At 63.2% G+C, this 22,087-nt stretch carries 24 protein-coding genes; 12 read left to right on the top strand and 12 right to left on the bottom strand.

The genetic code is table 11. The features are described from left to right. The first annotated feature begins 125 nt into the window (after positions 1-125). On the top strand, positions 126-521 hold the full coding sequence (locus ACYG9Z_RS06770; RefSeq protein WP_023671995.1) for an acyl-CoA thioesterase: 396 nt from the start codon (positions 126-128) through the stop codon (positions 519-521). 500 nt (positions 522-1,021) lie between these two features. Here ACYG9Z_RS06770 and ACYG9Z_RS06765 read toward each other — a convergent pair whose 3' ends face one another. After that, positions 1,022-1,390, bottom strand: coding sequence for a winged helix-turn-helix transcriptional regulator (locus ACYG9Z_RS06765; protein ID WP_023683744.1), 369 nt, complete (start codon positions 1,388-1,390; stop codon positions 1,022-1,024). A gap of 89 nt (positions 1,391-1,479) precedes the next feature. Between ACYG9Z_RS06765 and ACYG9Z_RS06760 the strand changes: the two genes are divergently transcribed. Then, a complete protein-coding gene (locus ACYG9Z_RS06760; protein ID WP_023671992.1) occupies positions 1,480-2,085 on the top strand; it encodes an NADPH-dependent FMN reductase in 606 nt (201 codons plus the stop codon). Between the two features lie 165 nt (positions 2,086-2,250). On the opposite strand, the gene ACYG9Z_RS06755 is transcribed toward ACYG9Z_RS06760, so the two are convergent. Then, a complete protein-coding gene (locus ACYG9Z_RS06755; protein WP_023701604.1) occupies positions 2,251-3,546 on the bottom strand; it encodes a glucoamylase family protein in 1,296 nt (431 codons plus the stop codon). A 258-nt stretch (positions 3,547-3,804) separates the two neighbouring features. Between ACYG9Z_RS06755 and ACYG9Z_RS06750 the strand changes: the two genes are divergently transcribed. Further along, entirely contained in the window at positions 3,805-4,683 is an 879-nt protein-coding gene (locus ACYG9Z_RS06750; RefSeq protein WP_023701605.1) for a DMT family transporter, read from the top strand. Positions 4,684-4,711: 28 nt separating this feature from the next. Here ACYG9Z_RS06750 and ACYG9Z_RS06745 read toward each other — a convergent pair whose 3' ends face one another. Continuing rightward, a complete protein-coding gene (locus ACYG9Z_RS06745; RefSeq protein WP_023689708.1) occupies positions 4,712-6,022 on the bottom strand; it encodes a hemolysin family protein in 1,311 nt (436 codons plus the stop codon). Positions 6,023-6,092: 70 nt separating this feature from the next. Next, positions 6,093-6,800, bottom strand: coding sequence for an LssY C-terminal domain-containing protein (locus tag ACYG9Z_RS06740; RefSeq protein ID WP_352824589.1), 708 nt, complete (start codon positions 6,798-6,800; stop codon positions 6,093-6,095). Positions 6,801-6,912: 112 nt separating this feature from the next. On the opposite strand from ACYG9Z_RS06740, the gene ACYG9Z_RS06735 reads away from it, so the two are divergent. Beyond that, positions 6,913-7,638, top strand: a complete 726-nt coding sequence (locus ACYG9Z_RS06735; protein WP_023751224.1) for a gamma-glutamylcyclotransferase — start codon at positions 6,913-6,915, stop codon at positions 7,636-7,638. Positions 7,639-7,651: 13 nt separating this feature from the next. Here the strand turns inward: ACYG9Z_RS06735 and ACYG9Z_RS06730 are convergent, their stop codons facing one another. The 3 genes from ACYG9Z_RS06730 to ACYG9Z_RS06720 all read right to left on the bottom strand — a co-directional run bounded on the left by ACYG9Z_RS06730 (position 7,652) and on the right by ACYG9Z_RS06720 (position 10,270). Next, complete coding sequence (locus ACYG9Z_RS06730) at positions 7,652-8,437, bottom strand: extensin-like domain-containing protein (RefSeq protein ID WP_023737838.1); 786 nt, start codon at positions 8,435-8,437, stop codon at positions 7,652-7,654. Positions 8,438-8,569: 132 nt separating this feature from the next. Next, complete coding sequence (locus tag ACYG9Z_RS06725; protein WP_023751223.1) at positions 8,570-9,646, bottom strand: extensin-like domain-containing protein; 1,077 nt, start codon at positions 9,644-9,646, stop codon at positions 8,570-8,572. Positions 9,647-9,844: 198 nt separating this feature from the next. Next, entirely contained in the window at positions 9,845-10,270 is a 426-nt protein-coding gene (locus tag ACYG9Z_RS06720; RefSeq protein ID WP_023683751.1) for a DUF3775 domain-containing protein, read from the bottom strand. Between the two features lie 229 nt (positions 10,271-10,499). Between ACYG9Z_RS06720 and ACYG9Z_RS06715 the strand changes: the two genes are divergently transcribed. Beyond that, on the top strand, positions 10,500-11,036 hold the full coding sequence (locus tag ACYG9Z_RS06715) for a tetratricopeptide repeat protein (RefSeq protein WP_023741092.1): 537 nt from the start codon (positions 10,500-10,502) through the stop codon (positions 11,034-11,036). Between the two features lie 288 nt (positions 11,037-11,324). Next, positions 11,325-11,798: a transcription elongation factor GreA gene (greA, locus tag ACYG9Z_RS06710; protein WP_023683753.1), complete on the top strand. Its 474-nt coding sequence runs from the start codon at positions 11,325-11,327 to the stop codon at positions 11,796-11,798. A gap of 23 nt (positions 11,799-11,821) precedes the next feature. Here the strand turns inward: greA and waaC are convergent, their stop codons facing one another. Genes waaC through rfaD form a run of 3 tightly spaced genes read right to left on the bottom strand, consistent with a single transcriptional unit; the run spans position 11,822 to position 14,723 of the window. After that, positions 11,822-12,796 carry a lipopolysaccharide heptosyltransferase I gene (gene waaC, locus ACYG9Z_RS06705; protein ID WP_023683754.1) on the bottom strand — a complete coding sequence of 325 codons (975 nt, stop codon included), beginning with the start codon at positions 12,794-12,796 and terminating at the stop codon, positions 11,822-11,824. Then, positions 12,793-13,800, bottom strand: a complete 1,008-nt coding sequence (waaF, locus tag ACYG9Z_RS06700) for a lipopolysaccharide heptosyltransferase II (protein WP_023683755.1) — start codon at positions 13,798-13,800, stop codon at positions 12,793-12,795. The genes waaC and waaF overlap by 4 nt, the downstream gene beginning before the upstream one ends. After that, positions 13,773-14,723 carry an ADP-glyceromanno-heptose 6-epimerase gene (gene rfaD, locus ACYG9Z_RS06695; RefSeq protein ID WP_023683756.1) on the bottom strand — a complete coding sequence of 317 codons (951 nt, stop codon included), beginning with the start codon at positions 14,721-14,723 and terminating at the stop codon, positions 13,773-13,775. Before rfaD ends, waaF begins: the two co-directional genes overlap by 28 nt. A 134-nt stretch (positions 14,724-14,857) precedes the next feature. Between rfaD and ACYG9Z_RS06690 the strand changes: the two genes are divergently transcribed. From ACYG9Z_RS06690 to ACYG9Z_RS06675, 4 genes are all read left to right on the top strand, one after another. After that, positions 14,858-15,490 (top strand): LysE family translocator, encoded by a 633-nt coding sequence (locus tag ACYG9Z_RS06690; RefSeq protein WP_023671977.1) that lies wholly within the window; start codon positions 14,858-14,860, stop codon positions 15,488-15,490. A 124-nt stretch (positions 15,491-15,614) separates the two neighbouring features. Continuing rightward, the gene (rfaE1, locus tag ACYG9Z_RS06685; RefSeq protein ID WP_023751222.1) at positions 15,615-17,108 is read left to right on the top strand and encodes a D-glycero-beta-D-manno-heptose-7-phosphate kinase; all 1,494 of its coding nucleotides are present in this window, start codon (positions 15,615-15,617) and stop codon (positions 17,106-17,108) included. A gap of 8 nt (positions 17,109-17,116) precedes the next feature. After that, complete coding sequence (locus tag ACYG9Z_RS06680; protein WP_023683758.1) at positions 17,117-17,689, top strand: D-sedoheptulose-7-phosphate isomerase; 573 nt, start codon at positions 17,117-17,119, stop codon at positions 17,687-17,689. Next, positions 17,682-18,329, top strand: a complete 648-nt coding sequence (locus ACYG9Z_RS06675) for a D-glycero-alpha-D-manno-heptose-1,7-bisphosphate 7-phosphatase (protein ID WP_023683759.1) — start codon at positions 17,682-17,684, stop codon at positions 18,327-18,329. The genes ACYG9Z_RS06680 and ACYG9Z_RS06675 overlap by 8 nt, the downstream gene beginning before the upstream one ends. 5 nt (positions 18,330-18,334) lie before the next feature. Here the strand turns inward: ACYG9Z_RS06675 and ACYG9Z_RS06670 are convergent, their stop codons facing one another. Next, on the bottom strand, positions 18,335-18,814 hold the full coding sequence (locus ACYG9Z_RS06670) for an Lrp/AsnC family transcriptional regulator (RefSeq protein ID WP_023751221.1): 480 nt from the start codon (positions 18,812-18,814) through the stop codon (positions 18,335-18,337). A gap of 257 nt (positions 18,815-19,071) precedes the next feature. On the opposite strand from ACYG9Z_RS06670, the gene trxB reads away from it, so the two are divergent. Beyond that, positions 19,072-20,046, top strand: coding sequence for a thioredoxin-disulfide reductase (gene trxB / locus ACYG9Z_RS06665; RefSeq protein WP_023705868.1), 975 nt, complete (start codon positions 19,072-19,074; stop codon positions 20,044-20,046). An 80-nt stretch (positions 20,047-20,126) separates the two neighbouring features. Next, positions 20,127-21,023 carry a LysR family transcriptional regulator gene (locus ACYG9Z_RS06660; protein ID WP_023671970.1) on the top strand — a complete coding sequence of 299 codons (897 nt, stop codon included), beginning with the start codon at positions 20,127-20,129 and terminating at the stop codon, positions 21,021-21,023. Between the two features lie 22 nt (positions 21,024-21,045). Here the strand turns inward: ACYG9Z_RS06660 and ACYG9Z_RS06655 are convergent, their stop codons facing one another. Further along, complete coding sequence (locus ACYG9Z_RS06655; RefSeq protein WP_023751220.1) at positions 21,046-21,543, bottom strand: methyltransferase family protein; 498 nt, start codon at positions 21,541-21,543, stop codon at positions 21,046-21,048. Between the last annotated feature and the right edge of the window lie 544 nt (positions 21,544-22,087).

Raw genomic sequence — 22,087 nt, 5'->3', positions numbered from 1 at the left:
TGAGACGCCTGGCCGGAAAAGCTGCCATGGAACCGACATTGCGCCGGGAGCCTCGCCCGTCGCGTTGACCTCTTGGGTCCATGACGCTAGGGGATCGAGGGCAATCGTTTCAGGGGATCCGGCAGATGGTGCATTACGCGGACGGACGGCCGATCGGCGATCTGACCTTGCGTACGCTCGCCATGCCGGCCGATGCAAATGCGGCCGGCGACATCTTTGGCGGTTGGGTGATGGCGCAGATGGATCTTGCCTGCGGCATCCGTGCGGCCGAGCGGGCCAAGGGTCGCGTGGTGACGGCGGCTGTCAAGGAAATGTCCTTCGCCAAGGCGATGAAGATCGGCGACACGCTGTGCATCTACACCCATGTCGAGCGCGTCGGCCGCACCTCCATGACGCTCAAGGTCGAGGCCTGGGCGCAACGCTACCTCTCCGACCTGATGGAGAAGGTCACCCACGCCGATTTCGTCATGGTGGCGCTGGATAGCGACGGCAAGCCGAAGCCGATTCCAACCGAAAGTTGACATCGTCGATTCTGCCAAGCTTGCGCTTATGTAACATCCCCCGCGCGGGCGATGCGCTGCGCGACATCCAATGGTTGCCTTCACATCCGATTCTGCGGGCGGCGGAGGGAAGACAATGCGTCAACACATGCTGAACGGCTGGCTCGTGGCGGCCCTCGTCGCGGTGATCTGCCTGCTTGGCACGACCGCTTATACCGAGATCAGGAAAGAGCTTCCAAGCGTTGCCTGCACGCACGACCGGACCGTTGGCAACGAGCGGACTGCCCAGCGGTCTGCAAGGGTAGAGACGTGCGGCGCAGTGTGTTGCAGCAACCCTGCGTCAAAGGCCTGAGGGCCCGTCAGCGGAAGACCTCGTCAGCCTCAAAATGATCATGCGCCGGCGAACGAAACGCTGCAGCTATGTCGCGATGGCGCGACCAACGATGCCAGGGCGGATCCAGTTAAACCCGGGTACGCGTCGTCGACGGCAAAATCCGTAAACTATTGCTGGGCAACGGTTTTCAGGCGTGCACGCCATCGAATCTTTCACGCGCCGCCTGGACCCGCGAGGTGTTCTTCCGCGCCCATTCGCCGAGCGCGCCGACCGGCACCAGCAGCTCATGGCCGAGCTCCGTCAGCTCATAGTCGACGCGTGGCGGGATGGTCGGGAACACGGTTCGGGTGACGAAGCCGTCGCGCTCAAGACCGCGCAAGGTGGTGGTCAGCATCTTCTGCGAAATGCCGCCGACAGCGGCGCGCAACTCATTGAAACGCAGCGGTCCGCCGCCCAGCTTGCCGACGACCAGAACGGTCCATTTGTCGCCGACGCGCTGCAGGATTTCCGAGACGGCGCGGCAGTCTTCGGTGTTGTGCGGGTGCCTCAGTAACATAACGGTGCCTCCTTGCGCTGCCATTTGTCAGTATCTCATATAGCGCCGGTATCCAAACGATACCAGCTTTTGCATATATGGAGAGCCCCATGTCCAAGCCCAAAATCGCCATCGTCGTCGGTTCGACACGCGCCGCGCGTTTCGCCGATGTGCCCGCCCAGTGGATCGCCAAGATCGCGAAATCTCATGCCGACATCGACGTCGAGACCGTCGACCTGCGCGACTGGCCGCTGCCCTTCTTCGACGAGGTCGCCTCGTCCGCCTGGGCGCCGTCGCAGAACGAAGTTGCCCAGCGCTGGCAAAAGAAGGTCGCCGAATTCGACGGCTTCATCTTCACCGCCGCCGAATACAATCATGGCCCGACGGCCGTGCTGAAGAACGCCATCGATTACGCCGCCAATGAATGGAACAAGAAGCCGGCCGGTTTCGTCGGCTATGGCAGCGTCGGCGGCTCGCGCGCTGTCGAACATTTGCGTCTTGCCGCGGTCGAATTGCAGATGGCGCCGGTCAAATCCGCCGTTCACATTGCCTGGAGCGATTTCCTGGCGGTGCGCCAGGGCGAGAAGAAGCTCGAGGAGATCGAGCATCTGAACCAGGCTGCCACGGCGCTGGTCAACGACGTTGCCTGGTGGGCCCGCGTGCTCAAGGCAGCGCGTCAGGCCGACGCGATTGCCGGCGAAGCCCAGGCGGCCTGAGCCTTATCCTCCCAAGGACCGATGATTTTTCCAAAGGGCGGCGTTTGCGCCGCCCTTTTTCATTCACGTGAAGAGGCGCTCTCGGCTCCCTTGGCCGGATGGTGGAGTCGGACCGGCAAGGTCGCGCTGATGCCTTGACGATCCCGCGCGAAGGATCGCCGCCTGTCACAGCCAACCGCCGGAAAACCCGGCCCGGCGCAGTCCTGTGGTGATGGCCGGCACGCGGCGCATCAATCGCCACAGGAAGTCGGACCGGTAGTTCTCGATCATCAGGGCGATCGGCCCCTGGTTGATGCCGACATGGTCCGGCGATACCCAACCGCAGGCGCGGCCGTCGTCGGCAGCGATCGTCGGGTTGAAGCTCGCGGTGAAGCCGTAAGGGTTGCCGTCGCGCAGGTCCATCTCGTGGAAATGGCGCAGCGCCGGCAGCACGATTTCCGGCGCAAAAGGCAAGGAGGCGATTGCCGCCCATGGCGACAGCGTGCCGTCATCGGGGCCAAACGGTGCGCCGCGGGCGAGATAACCGAAGAAGCGGCGTCCATCGGCTCGCCGCGCGATCGGACCTGGGCCGTCGCTGGCGGTGACGCCCCAGCAATTCTCGCCATAGCCCGCGAACCCCCTCGGATTGCGGATTGCGTAATCGCGCTGCAGATACGTCGCCTGGCGGCTGTTTTCGAAATAGTCCCGGTCGTGATCGCGCATGAAGGCATCGCGGATGTCGCGAAAATCGATCCAGATATGCGAGAACTGGTGGATGAAAAGCGGGCCGGCATAGACCATCTCGCGGCCGTAGATGGTCTTCCATTTGTAAGTGGACAGCCAGGCCGCGTAGCTCTCGGGAGTTAGCGAGTGGGTCGGCGAACCGAGACCCAGGACGTACAGGATCAGCGCCTCGTCAAATCCTTCCCAGCGGTAGCGGAGAAAGCCTTTTCCAGGCCGCCAGCCATGGGTGACGGTGGCGCCGCCGTTCTGCGCCCAGCGCCAGTCGGCACGGCGGTAGAGCGCATCGGCAAGCTGGCGGATTTCCAGTTCGAGCTCATCGTCCTCGTCGAAATAAGCGCCGGCGGCCAGAACACCGGCAAGCAAAAGGGCGGTATCGATCGTGGACAGTTCGCAATTCCAGACGCGGCGGCCGGTCTTCATGTCGAGGAAATGATAGTAGAAACCTTTGTAGCCGGTGGCATCGGGCTCCGGCCCGTGCGGGGCGTTCCAGAAGAAGCGAAGCGTGGCGAGCGTCCGCTCGATTGCGGCATCGCGCGTCATGAAACCGCGCTCGACACCGACGGGATAGGACGACAAAGCGAGCCCGACGGCGGCTATGCTGGCAGGCGACGCCTGCGTGTTGCGGTCGGCGACCAGGCCGTTGGCAGGGTTGGCCTCGTTGAGAAAATACTCGAAGGACAGGCGCTGGATATCTTGGAGAAGCTCGTCGTTTAGCGCGTGTTCGTTCGATGCATCCATGACAATCGATATAGAGGCTTTGGCTGCTTTTGCCATTCGCCCAGCGGATCAATCATGGGTGAGGGCAGGCTGGGGCCGATAGCGAAAGGCGCTGCCGACGCACCGAATTCAAATCGAGGGGCTGCGAAGATCGGTTGGACCGCCATATGCACGGCCCTGCCATCTGGCCTGGCCGTCCTCCCCTGATATATCCGGCTGCGATCCATCACATGAGCATGCCCCGTGAAGTCACCCAGCCTGTCAGGCGTCGTTTCCCCCATGACCCCGGTGCTGGTCTGTGCACTTGCGATCTTCCTTCTGTCCGCCATGGATGCGGCGATGAAAATCCTGGTCATCGCCGTCGGTGTCTACAACACGGTGCTGTGGCGAAGCATGCTTGCGAGCGTGGTCGCGGGCACGGCCTGGGCGGCGGGGCCGCGTTCCCTTCCCACGCCTTCCGTGCTGCGGCTACACGCGCTGCGCGCCGTGATCGTGGGCATCGTTCTGCTGTCGTTCTTCTGGGGCCTTGCCAGATTGCCGCTAGCGGATGGGATCGGGCTTAGTTTCGTCGCGCCGCTGTTCGCTCTCCTGCTGGCGGCGCTGCTTTTGGGCGAACGCATACAGCGCCAGGCGATCTGGGCGTCGCTGGCGGGCATCGCCGGCGTCGTCATCATCATGGCCGGACAGTTCGGGCAAGGGAATTATACCGGGGATGCCCTGCTTGGCACGGTGGCGGTGCTCGCATCGACGGTGTTCTACGCCTACAATCTGATCCTCTCGCGGCGGCAGGCGCTGGTGGCCAAGCCAGTCGAGATCATGCTGTTCCAGAACCTGTGCGTTGCCGCCGTCCTTCTCCCCGCCGCTCCCTGGCTCGCGGTTGCCCTGCCGGGCAATCTCTGGCTTCCGCTGGCCGGGGTGACGGCGCTGTCGCTCTCCGGCCAGTTCCTGATGAGCTGGTCCTACGCGCGGGCCGAAGCGCAATATCTGATCCCGACGGAGTATTCTGCCTTCATCTGGGCGATCGTGTTTGGCTGGCTGTTCTTCGACGAGGCGGCGACCTGGACCACGCTGGCTGGAGCGGCCCTGATCGTGGCCAGTTGCCTGATCGCCTCGCGCTCCAATCCGAAGCTTGCCGAACCGATCGAAGCCGCGGTCTGAGCGCGCTATTCGCTTTGACGGCAGAGCGTCAACGCACCACTTCGCGATGGCCGCTGGGCAGCCGGGTGGCGATCAGCTTGTCGATGCGGCGGCCGTCGAGGTCGACGACCTCGAAACGCCAGCCTTGCGCGTCGACGCATTCGCCGGTCGCCGGCAGATGGTGCATGTGCGACAGCACATAACCGGCGACGGTCTCGTAATCGCGATTTTCCGGCAGGTCGATACCGAGAACGTCAGCCATCTCGTCGGCTTGCATGTATCCCGCGAGCAGCCATGAGCCGTCCTCGCGCTTGACGGCGTTTTCCTCGTCGCCGGCATCAAGGTCGGCGCGGAAGACGCCGGTGATGGCCTCGAGAATGTCGGCAGGTGTGACGATCCCTTCGAAATGGCCGTATTCGTCATGCACCAGCGCCATCGGCACGTCGGATTCCTTCAGCTTCTGCAGCACATCCAGCGCGTCGGCCTGATCGTAGACGATGGGGGCGGCGCGCACATGCTTGCGCGGATCGAGTGCGCGGCCGGCGAGCAGGGCGGCCAGCACGTCGCGCGTCTGAACAACGCCAACCATGACGTCGACGCCGCCATCGCCGGCCGGCAGGCGCGAATGCTGGGTCTCCATCAAGAGCTTGCGGATGGCACCCTCATCGGACTGCAAATTGATCCAGTCGACCTCGGTGCGCGGCGTCATCACGGCGCGCACGGCGCGATCGCCGAGCCGCATGACGCCGGCGATCATGCGCCGCTCGTCGGATTCGATGGTGCCGTGGTGCTCGGCCTCGGCGACCAGCATCTTGATCTCTTCGTCGGTGACTTTCTCCTCGCTCTCGCCGCGCTGGCCAAGCAGCCACAATATGGCGCGGCCGGAAATGTCGAGCAGGAACACCAGCGGCGCCGAGACGGTGGCTAGGATGGTCATCGCAGGCGCCGCGCGGGCCGCAACACGCTCGGGATCGCGCAGCGCGATCTGCTTGGGCACCAGCTCGCCGACGATCAGCGAGAAATAGGTAATGATCGCAACGACAATGCCGACGCCGAGCGGGTCGGCGATGTTTTCGCGCATGCCGGTCGTGGCCAGGTACACCGAAAGCCTGTCGCCCAGCGTGGCGCCGGAGAAGGCGCCTGACAGCACGCCGACCAGAGTGATGCCGATCTGCACCGACGACAGGAATTTGCCGGGATTGGAGCCGAGCGTCAGCGCACGCCCGGCGCCATTGACGCCGCGGTCGATCATCGCCTTGAGCCGCGCCGGGCGCGACGACACGATGGCGAGCTCGGACATCGACAGAAGGCCGTTCACACAGATGAGGACGACCACGGTGGCGATTTCGACGTATAGCATCAGGGCTCAATAGCATTGCGGCGGGCCGCAGGAAAATAGTCCGCGATGATTTTTGGGAAATGACGGTGGTTCAGGGGAATTGCCTGAGCACCCCGACAAGAGTCTTGCCGTCGGTGAAATAGGGATCGCCGCCGCCGTTGCGTCCAGTCGTGGTGGCGCCGATGCCCGGGATGTCGCTCACCGAGATCACCATGCCGGCCGCCGACACGTCATGGATCACGAGATCGCGCTCGGCGTCGATGTCAGGGGCGATATGGTGGGTGATGGCGCCGGTATCGTGGCTGAGACCAACGCCGCGGTCGAAGCTGGCCGAGCCCATCCAGAGCGTTCGGCCGTCGTCGCCGGTCGCATCGCTGCGCCAGAAGCGGACATGATGGCGCCGGTCGGCGCTGCCGCCGACCGGCTTTTCGAAGGCGAGATCCTGGGCGCGGCCTTCGAACAGCAGCCGGCTGACCGGGGCGTCAGGATAGGGATGGTCGAACAGCACGCTCTCACCGATTTCGATCGCGGTCTTTAGCGTCACGCCATCGGCCGTATCCCATCCGGCCATGGCGAAGGCATGGACCATCTCTTTTTCGGTACCGACAAGGCCGATATTGATCGGGTCGCCCGGAATGCCTTGCGGCGTGTGTGTCACCATCTCGAAAGTCTGCGTGCGAAAGCCGCGGTCGCGAACCGTCCAGAATTCCGGCGCGGCGACATAGGCGAGGGCCAGCCAGACCGCCAGAAGAGCGGCGAGCCAGGTCAATGCGCGTCGTTGCAGGCTTCGTCGGCTCATGAAAGCGGCCCGATCAGTGCGGTATCTGTGCCTGACGGACCCTGGAAATCAATGGCCAGCGGCGAGCAGCCGTTCTATCGTCGGCCATCGTTTTTGCGGGGGGTGAGCAGGAATGGATAAGAAGCCGGTGGGTCGCAGCTCGATGGCATTGACCGCGGACCTTGTCGCAAGGGTCGAGCGTGTCGAACCGGATCCGGGTCCCGAGCCCGGAACAACCGAGCATACAGACGCGGAGTTCGATAGTCTTGTCGAGCAACTTCTGTCGGAGCATCGGCCTGAAGCGCTATGGGTCTTTGCCTACGGGTCGTTGATCTGGAACCCCGAATTTGCCCATGTCGAGCAGCGCCCGGCCACGGCGCCAGGATGGCACCGCTCGTTCTGCCTGACGCTGACCCGTTGGCGCGGAACCCGTGATTTGCCGGCGCTGATGCTGGCGCTCGATCGAGGCGGCAGCTGCAACGGCATCGTCTATCGGCTGCCCGCGGAAGACCATTTCGGGCTACTTGGCCAGTTGATGCGCCGCGAGATCGATGCCAATCCGCCGACTAACGTGCCATGCTGGATCAAGGTCAAGACCAAGGATGGGCCGTTGCTGGTCTTGGCTTTCGTCGCCGCGCCAGACGGGAGGGCCTATGCCGGCCGGCTGCCATTGGAGCAGGTTGCCGACACGCTGGCGCGGGCTGCCGGGCATTGGGGCTCGTCGGCTCAATACCTGTTCCGAACCGTCAGCAAGTTGGAAGAGAGCGGTATCCGCGACAGGAACCTTTGGCGCATCCAGGATCTGGTGGCCCAGCAAATCATCGCTTCCACCAGGAACGCCAATCCCGACTGTTTCTGAACGGTGAAACGCCTTAGCGGCAGGCGCGGTAGCCGCTTTTGCGGTTCTTGATGTCGAAATGGAAATGGTTGCGGTGATCGTAATTGTAGCCGGGACCGAGCACGGTGGTGAAATACTGGCAGCCGTCGGCACGCACATTGTTGAGGAAGCCGCGGGTGCGGAAGGCAAACAGGCCGGGCTTGCGCACGTCGATGTCGTCGCCGTTGTTGAGCTCGATGCTCATGACGTCGAGGGCGTTGCCCTTGCCGTGCTCGGACAGGACACCTTCGCCGGCGATGTTGCGGCAGGAATAGCTTGAGCCCTGGTGGATGGTCTTGACGCCCGAGAAATAACGCCAGCGGGCGGAGGGAACCAGTTCGTTGCTGGTCCAGGCGGCGAAACTTGCGGCCATGTCGCAGGTCAATGTTGCGGCGGGCTTCATCTGGATGCCGCCGATGGCGGAGACCTTGACCGGCCAGTCTATGCCGCACTGTCCCTCATGGATCGGCTGGACATCGGTGTAGACGACGCGAAGGCGCTTCAGCTCGCCACGGCAATCGGTTTCGCTGGCCGGCATCTGCTGCGGCTCCGACATCGGCTCGTCCATGCGCGGATAGGCGGCAGTCATATAGGGATTGGACGGGACGAGCTTCTGCATGCCTTCATATTGCGGCACGGCCGCGGTCTGCGAGCCGACATCGACGGCCGGCTGCAGCGACAGCACGCTGCCAGTGTTGCAAGCCGAAACGGCGGCCAGCGCAAGACCGGTGGCCAGTATCGCTGCGCTTTTTGCCTTCGCGGCGCGAAATATTGCGGCCATGGGCGGAATCCTGTCCTTGATCGGTGGGATTTTAACGATCAAGGGTAAAGGAAAACTCAGCGTTCCCGTTCATGCCTGCGGCCGAAATGCGGCAGCCAGACCATCACCGGCATGACGATCACTGAAGGGCCATCACTGGCAGAAAGTGCCACCATTCCGGCGCGGTTCGAGATCGAGATGGAAATGCAGGGAATGGTCCGGGTCCGCGCCCGGTCCAAGCACGGTCTTGAACGGTCCGCAGGCGGCCTTGCGCACCGCATTGAGGAATTTGCCGTCCTTCTCGGGCGGCGTTGGACCGACTTCGACCTTTCTGCCATCCGACAACGTGAAGCTGGCAATATCGAGCGCGTTGCCGAAGGCATGTTCCGACAGATGGCGCGTGCCGTTGCGCGGCCGGCAGACAAAGGCCGATGCCTGGTTGATCGATTTCAGGTCGGCTCCGAACTCGGCTTTCGCCGCCGGCTGTATGATTTCGGCGGCAAAGCGGGCTGCCGCCTCGGCCATCGGGCAGTTGAGTTCGGTCGCGGGGCCGATGGCGATGGATTTTCCGAGCGACTTCAGCAGCAGGGGATAGGGGATCGAGCAGCCGATGTCGGGATTGCTTTCCGCCTTATGCTCCTCGAATTCGACACCAAGGGCCGTCAGCCGCTCGCGACAGGCGACTTCCGCCGCCGGCATTTTTTCATCGGGCAAATCGGCCGAGCGCGGATCAGGCAGCATCTTCTTGTCGCCGGCATCGGGTTTTTCAGGTGGCTGCGGAGCAACGGCCGGCGGCTGAGCTTCAGGTTCCGGAGTGTCTGGCTTTTGTGTCGGAATCGGCACCGCGGCCGGCGGCTCGGGCTCGCTTTGCCTATCGGTCGACGGCTTCGGGGCTGACGGTCCGGGCCGCGCCTGCTTTTTAAAACGGGACTTTTCTTCGTTGAATCGATCGTCATTGGACCGGTCGGGCGCGCCAAGGGGGTTCGGACCTTCGGCCTTTTGCTTTTCGATCGGTGCCGCGCCGGTCTTCGGCGCCTCTGAAGGACGCGCCTCGGGCAGCGGGACAACGCGCGAGGGCTGCACCGGAACATCGGCGGGCGAGGGCTCTTTATCCGGGGTCTTTTGTTCCACCTGCTTTGGCGGGATGTGCCGCTGTGGCCTGGGCTTCTGGCGGTGTTTGCTGCGCGGCTTAGGATGCGAGTCGACCCGCGGTGAAAACAACTGCTCCAACCGCTGTGACAGCGGCGTGTAATGCTTCTTGCGCTGTTTGGCGTCGGCTTGCGTCAGCAGGTGCGTCAGCAGCAGAGCCGTGACGACCATGACCAGTGCAACCCTGCATGTTCGGGAAAGTACAACAGACCCCATCGTCCTCAACGGCGCGAACGCCCGGAGGTTGCCTGCGGCCCATCACGAACGGTAACGACGTCGTTACGCGCCAATCGCTTCCAGCCCTTCTTCCAGCCAGTCGGCCAAAAGCGGCATGCCGAGCAGGTATTTCGCCGTGCGCTTGTTGGCGCGGTCGCGCGCGGCGGCAACCGCATCGGACCATTCCGCTGCGTCATAGTCGCCGCGGCCGACCCAGGCCAGCGCGATCAACTCGGCCGCTTCGTCGACGTTGAGGTCGTTGATCAGCTCGCGCAGCTCTTCCTCGGTGAGGTCTTCCGCGCTTTCCTCCGCCAGACCGTCATGGTGGTGATTGGCATGTGATTCACCATCGAGCTCGACCTCATGCTCGGCACCGTCGGCATAGTCTTCGTTGACGGCAGCACTCAGTCCCTTTGCCTTGAGAATGAACAGGCGCACGGTGTCCGGGCCGATCGATAGCTCCCATTCCCGCTCACGGCGCTGTTGCACTCTCGGGCACCCCCGCTGATCATTTCCCGAATGATAGCGGATTTGCAGCGCGCGTCACGTCATGTTCTGATCCCTGGCTCCCGCCTTTGACCGAATTCAGGTTAGGCACGGCCGCACAAATAGTTTCGGCGGCTGCGGGTTTCCGGGATGAAAAGTCTGCATCCCGGCGTTAGCTTTTCATTATCGTCATTTTCCCTCAAGATCGTCATTATCCCTCAAGGAGGCTTCGATGCATAAAAGAGTGTTGATCCAGGCGGCTGCGGCGCTTGTGGCGCTGCAGTTCTTTGCGGTTCCGGTGTTTGCGGCCGGCGGCGGTGGCGGTGGTACCGAGACCACCACCCAGTGCAAGAAGGGGCAGGTCTGGGACAAGAAAAAGCAGAAATGCGTCGCGCCGAAGTACGGCATGCTGGACGACGACAACATCTACGATGCTGGTCACGACCTGGCCATGGCCGGGCGTTATGACGAGGCGATCGCCGTGCTCAGCCTTGCCGCCAACAAGCAGGATCCACGCATCCTCAACTATCTCGGCTATTCGCATCGCCATTCCGGCCGTGTCACCGTCGGCCTCGGCTATTACGAGGAAGCGCTCCGCATCAACCCGGATTACACGCTGGTGCGCGAATATCTCGGCGAGGCCCATCTGCAGATCGGCGACCTGGCCGGCGCCCAGGCGCAGCTGGCCGAGATCGAGAAGCGGACGGGCAAAGGTTCCCGCGAATACGGCATGCTGGCCGAACAGATCTACCATTTCATGAGAAGCTGACCCCACCCCAACGGCTTCTCTGGGCCGGCTGCGAGCAATCGCAGCCGGTTTTTGTTGTCGCAACTGCAACACGCTGCACATGCCGTGACGGCAATTGCGCAAGTCGGCTCATGATTTTTCAAAAAGCCTGCTTTTTCAGCGTGAAAAACGCGCGAGGATCGCTATATTGGGGAAAATTGCGGTGAAACGGTTCCGTTAGCCCGAGGCTGCCGGACCCGTTTTCTTTTTATACCCATCGACAAGGCTTTCCCCGAAATGCGGGGGTGGCGGCAGGAAAGGTCAGGCATCATGAACAAGGTCCCGATGACAGGCGAGGGGTTCGCGTCATTGAAGGAAGAACTGCGCTGGCGCCAGCAGCAAGAGCGGCCGCGTATCATCGAGGCGATCTCCGAAGCGCGCTCGCATGGCGACCTGTCCGAAAATGCCGAATATCATGCCGCCAAAGAGGCGCAGAGCCTCAATGAGGGCCGTGTCAACGAACTGGAAGACTATATTGCTCGGGCCGAGGTGATCGACGTCACCAAGCTTAGCGGCGACAAGGTCAAGTTCGGCGCCACGGTGGTGCTGGTCGACGAGGACACCGAGGAAAAGAAGACCTACCAGATTGTCGGCGACCAGGAAGCGGATGTGAAATCGGGCCGTATTTCGATCTCCTCGCCGATCGCGCGCGCGCTGATCGGCAAGGAAGTCGGCGACGCCATCGAGGTCAACGCCCCCGGCGGCGCCAGGGGTTATGAGATCGTCCAGGTGCAATTTATCTAGCACCTCAGAATTGCTGGAAGGTCCTATGCCGAAGCTTGGAGCTTAAGGGCTAATAGCTTTTCTGCTTCCGGCACCACCTGTGCCGGCATGAGGCGCTCCCCCGCTGCGGCCAGCAACGTTGAGGCATATTGCCCGCGCGGGCCGGTCAAACCCGGCTCGGTCGCCAGGAACACCGCGACCGTCGGCAGGCCGAAGGCGCTGGCGAGGTGGGTCAAACCGGTGTCGGCGCCGATAACCAGCGTCGAGCGGCCAAGGATCGCGGCAATGTCTGCCAGCGGCGATCTCGGCACCACGATCGTTGACGGCACGGCTTTCGAGATCGCCTTGGCCACCGCCTTCTCACGCTCGTTCGACCAGGTGGTGACCGGCGTCATTCCGCTACCAACCAGCAGGCGAGCCGTTTCGATCCAGTCTTCGGCGGGCCATTTCTTGTCCTCGCGGCTGGTGCCGTGCAGCAGGAAGGCCGTCTTGCCGTCAATGCCGGCCAGGCCGCCGGGAGGCGGCACAATCCCGGATGCGAGCGCCGAAAGATCGGGCTCGTAGCCGAGCGCCAGCCCGAACAGCCGGCGCGTGCGTTCGATGGCGTGCAGGTTGCGCGGCACGGCGTATTTGCGCTGGTAAAACAACGTTGCCGAGGGCTCCCGCGCGCTTGCGCGGTCGAAACCTGCGATTGGTGCCGCTGCCTGTTTCGCCACCAGGGCCGATTTCAGCAGCCCCTGCGCATCGATGACGAGGTCGTACTCGCCTGCTTGCAGAGCGCGGCGCAAGCTTGTCGCCTCCCGCCATGTGCCGGCGTTGAACAGATGCTTGCGCCAGCGCCGGATGGCGACGGTATGGATCTTTGCTATCGCCGGATGCAGCGCGACGATGCCGGCAAAGGCCTCTTCGACGCACCAGTCGAAGGCGATATCGGGGCGCTTGCGGCGTGCATCTTCGACGGCGGGGAAGGTGTGGATGACGTCGCCCATCGAGGAGGTCTTGACGATCAACACCTTCATGCGGCGGCCGGGAGTTCCAGCAACCTGTCCGCCGCCGCTGCCACTCGGGCAACGTCCAGCGTCTTCAGGCAGTTGAGGTGGCCGAGCGGACAGACCTTCCGGTGGCAGGGCGAACAGGACAGATGCAACCAGATCAGTTCGCGCTGTTCAGCCAACGGCGGCGTGTTTTCCGGCGAGGTCGAACCGTAGACGGCAACGACCGGCGTGCCGACGGCGGCCGCGACATGCATCAGCCCGCTGTCGTTGGACACCGCCAGCCTGGCCGCGGCGATCAGGTCGATGGCGTCCTCCAGCCGCGTCTTTCCTGCCAGATCGACGACACCGGGCGCGAGTGCTGCGATCTCGGCGGTGACGTCGCGATCGTTCTTCGAGCCGAACAACGCGACCTTGAATCCTTTCGCCATCATCTCTCTGGCGAGGCCGGCATAGCTTTCGCTAGGCCAGCGTTTGGCCGGACCGAATTCGGCGCCGGGCATCATGGCGACGAATTTTCCCGGCTGAAGTGCGAAGCGAGCGAGCAGCTCTTTCTGATTGCCGGCGTCGACAGTGAGCCGCGGCGGCCGGAAATGTCCGCCTTGGGCGAGGCCAAAATAGGCCTGCGCGGTGTGCCGTTTGACGGCATCTGGCAGCGGCAAGATGTCGGTCAGCAGGCCATAGCGCATTTCGCGCAAATTGCCGAAACGGCGCGGAATGCGGGCAAAGAACGGGATCAGCGCCGATTTCCAGCTACCCGGCAGGACGTAGGCCATGTCGTAGCGGCCGCGCAGCAGGCGGCCGAAGCGGCGGCGAATGATGAATTCAAGCGCGCCGGGTTGCAGCGGGAAATCGATCTGCTGGCGAATCTCGGGCATGCGCTTGACCAGCGGGGCCGCCCAGGCCGGGGCAAGCACGTCGATGGCGGCGTTGGGATGGAGCTCCTTCAATGCCGAGAACAGGCACTGAGCCATGACCATATCGCCCACCCAGCGTGGGCCGATCACGAGGATCGTTGGGCTTTCAGCCATTCGACATAGTCTCTGACGCCAGTTTCCACGCTGCGGAATTGCCCATTATAGCCGGCTGCGCGCAAGCGGGACATATCAGCCTGGGTAAAACTCTGGTAGCTGCCCTTGAGGTGATCGGGGAATTCGATGAACTCGATCTCGCCCTGGCCCAGCGTATCGATCACGGTCTCGGCAATGGCGCGGAACGGCTGGGCGCGGCCGGTGCCGCAGTTGAAGATGCCGCTCGAGCCGCGCTTCCACAGCCACAGATTGACGTCGGCGACATCGCCGACGTGAATGAAGTCGCGGCTTTGTTCGCCGGGGCCGAAGCCGTCATGGGCGCCGAACAGCTTTGGGTTTTCGCCGCGCCCGACCTGATTGAACAGATGGAAGGCGACCGAGGCCATGGCGCCCTTGTGCGCCTCGCGCGGGCCATAGACGTTGAAGTAGCGCAGGCCCGCGACCTGCGAATGATCGGTGTCGAACACGGTGCGCCTGACATAGTCGTCGAATAGTTTCTTCGAATAGGCGTAGACGTTGAGCGGCCGCTCAAGTGCGGGATCCTCGCGAAACTCCGAACCGCCGCCGTAGACGGAAGCCGAGGAGGCATAGAGGAACGGTATGCGCAGCGAAAGACAGCCATGCAGCAAGCGCTTTGAGAAGGCGTAGTTCACGTCCATCATGAACTTGCCGTTCCATTCCGTGGTGGTCGAGCAGGCGCCCTGGTGGAAGACGGCCTCGACGCGGCCTAGGTCGCCGGCTTCCAAGGTGGCCAAGAATTCGTCCTTGTCGAGATAGTCGGCTATCTGCAAATCGGCCAGGTTGGCGATCTTGTGGCCGTCGGTGAGGTCGTCGACGACGAGGATGTCATCATGGCCTTCGGCATTGAGTGCGGCGACGATGTTGGAGCCGATCATGCCGGCCCCGCCCGTGACGATGATCATGAAGGCCTCTGGTTGCTTGCGTTTCCGGTCCTTATAAGGGAGGGCAGCCGGGCTGTCGATGAAGCACCACGACGCCATAGTGAGACCGCGGAGCGGCCCGCTTTATTCGAGGCCCGCAAGCTAGGGGACAAAAAATGCCGTCGACCGAACTGCTCATTGCGTTTTTCGCCACCACGGCGATCTTTGCCTATATTCCAGGACCGGCGATGCTCTATGCCGCCGCGCAGACCATGGCGCGCGGGCGCTGGTCGGGGCTGACGGCGGCACTTGGCATCCATCTTGGCGGTTATTTCCATGTCTTTGCGGCTGCCGCCGGGCTGTCGGTGCTCTTCCATGCGGTGCCGCCGCTCTACATGGCGGTCAAGCTCATCGGCGCGCTCTATCTGATCTGGCTTGGCGTGTCCTTGTTCCGCAAGCGCGGGGACGGTGATACGGCGCTGCCGGCGATCGAGCGCAAATCGGCGCGCCGGGCATTTTTCGAGAGCATCACCGTCGAAGTGCTCAATCCGAAGACGGCGATCTTCTTCATGGCGTTCCTGCCACAGTTCATCGATGCCTCGGCGGGTTTCCCGGTGTGGCTGCAATTCGTCGTGCTGGGCACCATCGTCAATCTAATGTTCTCTTCGGCAGATATTGTCTGCGTGTTGCTGGCAGGCATGGTGATCGCCCGGCTGAAGCGCTCCAGCCGTGCGCAGCGCATCATGCAGAGGGCGGGCGGGGCGGTGCTGGTCGGACTGGGCGTCCACGTCGCGTTGCAGAAGAGCTGACGGCCGCCCTGACGTTGCGCTGCGCGGATTTGCGGTATATCGGCTTCGCCATGAACGATCCGGCCCGTAAATTGACAATTTTCAGCGTGATTGAGGTCGGCCTTTCCCTCGCATTGCCAGTGACATGATCAAGCACAATCCGCCTTCGCCCGAACCTTTGCACCGCGCCATTGCCCGCTTTGGCGACGTTGCCGTGCTGGTGGTCGGCGACTTCATCCTCGACCGTTTCGTCAACGGCGTCATCGAGCGCATCTCGCCGGAAGCGCCGATCCCGGTGCTGCACGGGCGCGGCGAGACCTCGACGATGGGCGGCGCAGGCAACGTTGTCGCCAACATCGTCTCGCTGGGTGCCAGCGCTATTCCCATATCGGTGATCGGCACCGATATGGCCGGCGACAATCTGGTGCGCCTGCTGCGCGAACTCGGCGCCGATACGGCTGATATGGCGCAGGAGCGCGGTCGCATGACGTCGTCGAAGAGCCGCTTCAGCGCGCTCAATCAGCAGGTGCTGCGCTTCGATGAGGAAGAGATCAAGCCGCTCGACGACAAGGAACGGGCGGACCTGGTCCGGCATTTTCGCGCCGCACTCACGCGCGCCGACATCGTCATTCTGTCCGACTATGGCAAGGGCATCTTGCTCGACGGCGTCGCCGCCGACCTGATCGCCATCTGCCGCGAGGCGGGAAAACCGGTGCTGGTCGATCCCAAGGGCCGCGACTATGCGCGCTATGCCGGCGCGACCGCCATCACGCCCAACCGCAAGGAGCTTGGCGAAGCTGTCGGTCGCCCGGTTTTCGCCGACGACGAGATCGTCGCGGCGGCACGCCAGCTGATTTCGGCACATGGCTTCGACTTCGTCGTCGCCACCCGCAGCGAAAAGGGCATGAGCGTCGTCGGCGCGGATGAGGCGCGCCACATCGCCACCCAGGCGCGCGAAGTGTTCGACGTTTCGGGCGCCGGCGATACGGTCATCGCGAGCTTCGCGCTGGCTCTGGCCGCGGGCGCCGATCGCATCATGGCCGCCTCCATCGCCAATGCCGCCGGCGGTGTGGTGGTCGGCAAACGCGGCACCGCGCGGCTGACCGTGGAGGAACTCACCGGCGCGCTGTTCCGCTCGCACGGCCCGACCGCCCACAAGGACGCCATCCTCGATGCCGCATCGGCCGCGCGCATGGTAGCGGCGTGGAAGGACGAGGGCCTGAGCGTCGGCTTCACCAATGGCTGTTTCGACATATTGCATGCCGGCCATGTCAGTCTTCTGCACGCGGCGCGCAGCCAGTGCGACCGGCTGGTGCTCGGCCTCAACAGCGATGCCTCGGTGCGTCGGCTGAAAGGCGCCGGGCGCCCGGTCAACGATCAGCATGATCGTGCCTGCGTGCTCGCCGCCCTGGCCTCGGTCGATGCGGTCGTGGTGTTCGAAGAGGATACGCCGCTGGCGCTGATCGAGGCGCTGCTGCCCGACATTCTGGTCAAGGGCGCCGACTATACCGTCGAAACCGTTGTCGGCGCCGATGTGGTGCAGAAGGCGGGAGGCCGCGTCGTCCTGGTCGACCTTGTCGCCGGCAAGAGCACCACCGGCACGATCGGCAAATTGCGCGCCGGCGGCGGTACCAACTGAGGGATTTCATGCCCGGACTGAATGACTATCTGGTCCGCTCGGCGGCCGCGATCACCGCGACAGTCGAGCGTGACCTGACCGCCGAGATGGAACGTGCTGTGAGTGCGGTCGTCGCCGCGCTTTCCTCGGGCAAGGCGCTGCTGGTCTGCGGCAATGGCGGCTCGGCCAGCGACGCCATCCACATTGCCACCGAACTGGTCGGCCGCTTCCTTAAGGAGCGCAAGGCCTACAATGTGATTGCGCTGCCGGCCAACGCCGGGATGCTGACCGCCTGGGGCAACGACTACGGCTTCGACACGGTGTTTTCGCGCCAGGTCGAGGCGCATGGCGCGGCCGGTGGCGTGCTGCTCGCCATTTCGACCAGCGGCAATTCGCCGAGCATTCTGGCTGCCGCCGAACAGGCACGGATGATGGACATGACGGTGATCAGCCTGACCGGCGACACCGGCGGCAAGCTGAAGCCGCTCACCGACATACTGCTCAACGTGCCCTCGACCTCGACGCCGATCATCCAGCAGGGACATCTCTGCCTCTACCACTATCTCTGCGAGGTGGTGGAAGACCGTCTGTCAAATGGCTGACACCGGGGCCTACGGTCCATACCCGCTGGCTGAACCCGGCCTGTGGGTTGAGCGGGTGGGTATGCAGTCCTTTCTCGCTGGGACGCCGGCGCTGTTCTTCGACCGCGACGGCACCATCAATGTCGATACGGGTTATCCCGACGATCCCGGCAAAATGGTGCTGCGCGACGGCATCGTGTCGGTCATCGCCGCCGCCAACCGGGGCAACATCCCGGTCGTCATCGTCACCAACCAGTCCGGCATCGCGCGCGGCTATTTCGGCTGGAAGGAATTTGCCGCGGTCAACGGCCGGGTTCTCGAGCTGCTTGCCGCCGGCGATGCCTTCGTCGACATGGTTCTGGCCTGCGCCTACCACGAGGCGGGCAGCGGGTCACTGGCGGTCGCCGACCACCCGATGCGCAAGCCCAATCCGGGCATGCTGCTCGAGGCCCAGCAGCGCCTCGGCCTCGATCTCACACGCTCGCTGATCGTCGGCGACAAGCCCGCGGATATGCAGGCCGGACAACGTGCCGGCCTGCCGCGCGGCTGGCTGGTGGATGGCGAGGGAAATAATGAGCCGGGCTTCGAGGTTCTGCCGCTGCGCAACCCCGATGATCTGGTAGCGCTTTTGGGGGCTATCGAGTCGCTCGCCCGAATCTAGGACGATCATGGGGCGCTGAACGCCACCAGCCCTTCGTCCTTGACGCGGCGGATGGTCAGCGCGGTGCGCACCGTGTCGACATTGGGGGCCGAGGCCAGTTCTTCAATGACGAAGGTCTGGAACGTGCCTAGATCGCTCGCCACGCAATGCAGCAGGAAGTCGGATTCGCCCGAGACCATCCAGGCATCGCGCACGATCGGCCAGCCGCGCGTGCGCTCGGCGAAGGTTTTAAGCTCCGCGTCGGCCTGGTGATGCAGGCCGATCAGGCAGAAGGCGACGACATCCATGCCGAGCGCCGGCGCGTTGAGCAAGGCGCGATAGCCTCTGATGATGCCGCTTTCCTCCAGCCGCCGGACACGGCGCAGGCAGGGCGGGGCGGAAATGCCGACACGGCTCGACAGTTCGACATTGGTCATGCGCCCGTCGGCCTGAAGCTCGCGCAGAATCTTCCAGTCGATGGCGTCGAGGTCGGCTTTCAGGAGCATGGCGGTCTCGGCTTAGGCGCAAGAATCTTTCGCGATCTCGTCCTTAAACGACTTTTGTGTCGATGCCAGCCCTTGGTCGGGCGATTTTGCAACCGCAACGAAAGCGGCCACTGCGTGAATGCGCCTGTGGGCCGAAGCTTTCCGGGGACGACGGCCTGATCGTCTTGCTGGCGTGGTTGGCAACCCTTACATTACCAGCACCATTTCACGTCTTTTTCCAAGGCACACTCGATTGTCTGCCCCCGCAGAGGCTTTAGATGACCACCAAGCACGCGCCTGTCCTTATTATCGGTTCCGGCCCGGCCGGCTATACCGCCGCGGTCTACGCCGCGCGCGCCATGCTCAAGCCGATGCTCGTAGCAGGCTTGCAGCAGGGCGGGCAGCTGATGATCACCACCGATGTCGAAAACTATCCAGGCTTCGCCGATCCGATCCAGGGCCCGTGGCTGATGGAGCAGATGCTGAAGCAGGCCGAGCATGTCGGCACCGATATCATCAACGACATCATCACCGAGGTTGACCTCAATGTGCGGCCGTTCCGCGCCACGGGCGATTCCGGCACCACCTACACGGCCGACGCGCTGATCATTGCCACCGGCGCACAGGCGAAATGGCTGGGCATCCCCACCGAACAGACCTTCATGGGCTTCGGCGTGTCGGCCTGCGCCACCTGCGATGGTTTTTTCTATCGCGGCAAGGATGTCGCTGTCATCGGCGGCGGCAATTCGGCGGTGGAGGAGGCGCTCTATCTCTCCAATCTGGCGAAGAGCGTGACCGTCATCCACCGGCGCAACGATTTCCGCGCCGAGCGCATCCTGCGTGAGCGGCTGCTGAAAAAGGACAATGTCCGAGTCATCTGGGACACGATCGTCGACGAGATCACCGGCCGGCCTGGCAAGACGCCGCTGCCGCCTTCGGTCGAAGGGCTGAAGCTCAGAAATGCGGTGACCGGCGAGGTCACCCATCTCCAGGTGGACGGCGTGTTCGTGGCGATCGGCCATGCGCCGGCGGTGGAATTGTTTGTCGGCAAGCTGAAGCAGAAGCCGAACGGCTATCTGTGGACGGCGCCGAATTCGACCCGCACGGACGTTCCCGGCGTGTTCGCCGCCGGCGACGTGACCGACGACATCTACCGTCAGGCGGTGACCGCCGCCGGGCTCGGCTGCATGGCCGCGCTCGAGGCGGAAAAATACCTGGCCGGCATCGAGGTGCACCGCGAAGCGGCGGAATAAAATCTATCAAGACGGCGTCGCAAGCCGTTCAAAAGCCTGATTTTTCATTCAGACGCCAAAAACAGAACGAGGGGAGCTCAATGGCGTTGGACTGGGACAAGCTTCGCGTGTTTCACGCAGCGGCGGAGGCTGGGTCGTTTACCCATGCCGCCGAGACTTTGCACCTGTCGCAATCGGCGATTTCACGCCAGGTCAGCGCGCTCGAACATGATGTCGGGGTGCCGCTGTTCAATCGCCATGCCCGCGGCCTGGTGCTGACCGAGCAGGGCGAAATGCTGTTCCGCACGGCGCATGACGTGCTGATGAAGCTGGAGACCATCAAGTCGAAGCTGACCGAGGCCAAGGACCGGCCCTCCGGCGTGCTGAGGGTAACGACCACCGTCGGGCTCGGCGCCGGCTGGCTGACCGAGCGGGTACAGGAATTCATCGAGCTCTATCCGGAAATCAGCCTGCAGCTGATCCTCGCCAATGAGGAACTCGACCTCACCATGCGCCAGGCCGACTGCGCGATACGGCTGCGCCAGCCGCAGCAGCCCGACCTTATCCAGCGCCGCCTGTTCACCGTGCATTTCCACCTCTATGCCTCGCCGTCCTATGTCGGCAAGCACGGCAAGCCGACCTCGGTCGCCGATCTGAAGAACCATCGCATCGTCACTTTCGGCGTGCCGGTGCCGTCGCATCTGTCGGAGCTGAACTGGCTGGAGACGATCGGCGATTTCGACGGCGGGCAAAGGGTGCCGACGCTGCAGATCAACGACATCTTGTCGATCAAGCGCGCAGTGCAGGGCGGCGCCGGCATCGCCATGCTGCCCGACTACGTGATCTCCAAGGAATCGGATCTGGTGCAGCTTTTGCCGGAGACCGAGGTGCCGTCCTTCGACACCTATTTCGCCTATCCCGATGCGATGAAGAACCAGGCCAAGCTGCACGTCTTCCGCGACTTCATCATCGCCAAAGCGCGCAGCTGGTCATTTTAAACATGCCCTTGGGAGGTGCTGGTCACCCCCGCCAAGGCGTCAGCCGTGGCAGCCAGCCGGGAACATTGCGGCGGTAGGTCTCGTATTCGCCACCGTAGCGGCGGGCGAGAGTCGGCTCCTCATAGAACCTGACGAAAGAGCCCATGACGATCGCGCCGATGGCGGCATAGGCAGCGACGCTCCAGCTTGAAAACAGCAACGCCTGGCCGAGGATGATCGACAGCACGGCGACGTACATCGGGTTGCGGACATGGCGGTAGACGCCGCCGATCACCAGTCTCTCGGTGGGTGCTACAGGCGCCGGCGTGCCCAGGCCTTCGAGCGCGAAGCGGGCAAAGGAATGGACGAGCAGGGCGATGGCCGCGACGATCAGGATGGAGCCAGCCGGCACGAAGCCGGGCAGCGTCGACAGCGGCAGACGGTAGCGGTCCGTCAGCAGCCAGGGCACCAGCCCGGCCACGACACAAGGTGCGGCGATGAAGAAGACCGCGCTGCCGGCGATCGCCTGGGGTGTCCGCATGTCAGGTCTCCCATCTTCCGGCCGACCCTTCCCATCCCGCTGCCGCAAAAATAAACGCCTGCTGCCCGATTCAACGTCATTCGGCTTTTTGCCCGCGAGCGCGAGAATCAGCCCGACTTGCGGTTCTGCGAAGGCAACAGCACGGTCGCGCCATTCATTTGGCAACTTTTCGTGGTCCTATGGCCCCTAGACATGGGTTAGACCACAGCCTGTACCTTTTTGCATGCGTGTGTTGCAAAATAGATGCTTGTTTCTTGGGCATGAACAGCACATATATAGATCATCTCCTGGGCGCGTTCTCCTCCCATTAGTGCCCTCGAGTGTTCCCCTCTGGAGGTTAGCCTTAACAGGCACTTCCAATCAAACTCAGCCGGATCTTCATTGATCCGGCTTTTTTGTTTCCGGGCCTGCCGTAGCCAGCGAAAAATCGAGCAAAATCGCCGCGTAACAGTGACATGTAACCTCAGGTAACATGCCGCAGGCGCGATTCATCGTTTAAGCAGATCATAGGACGCGGTGTGGTTCGAACGGGAGATGGGGGCAT

The sequence above is a fragment of the Mesorhizobium sp. RSR380A genome (assembly GCF_054719385.1).
Note: the sequence above shows the minus strand (reverse complement) of the source record. Positions and strands in the feature narration are given on the sequence as shown.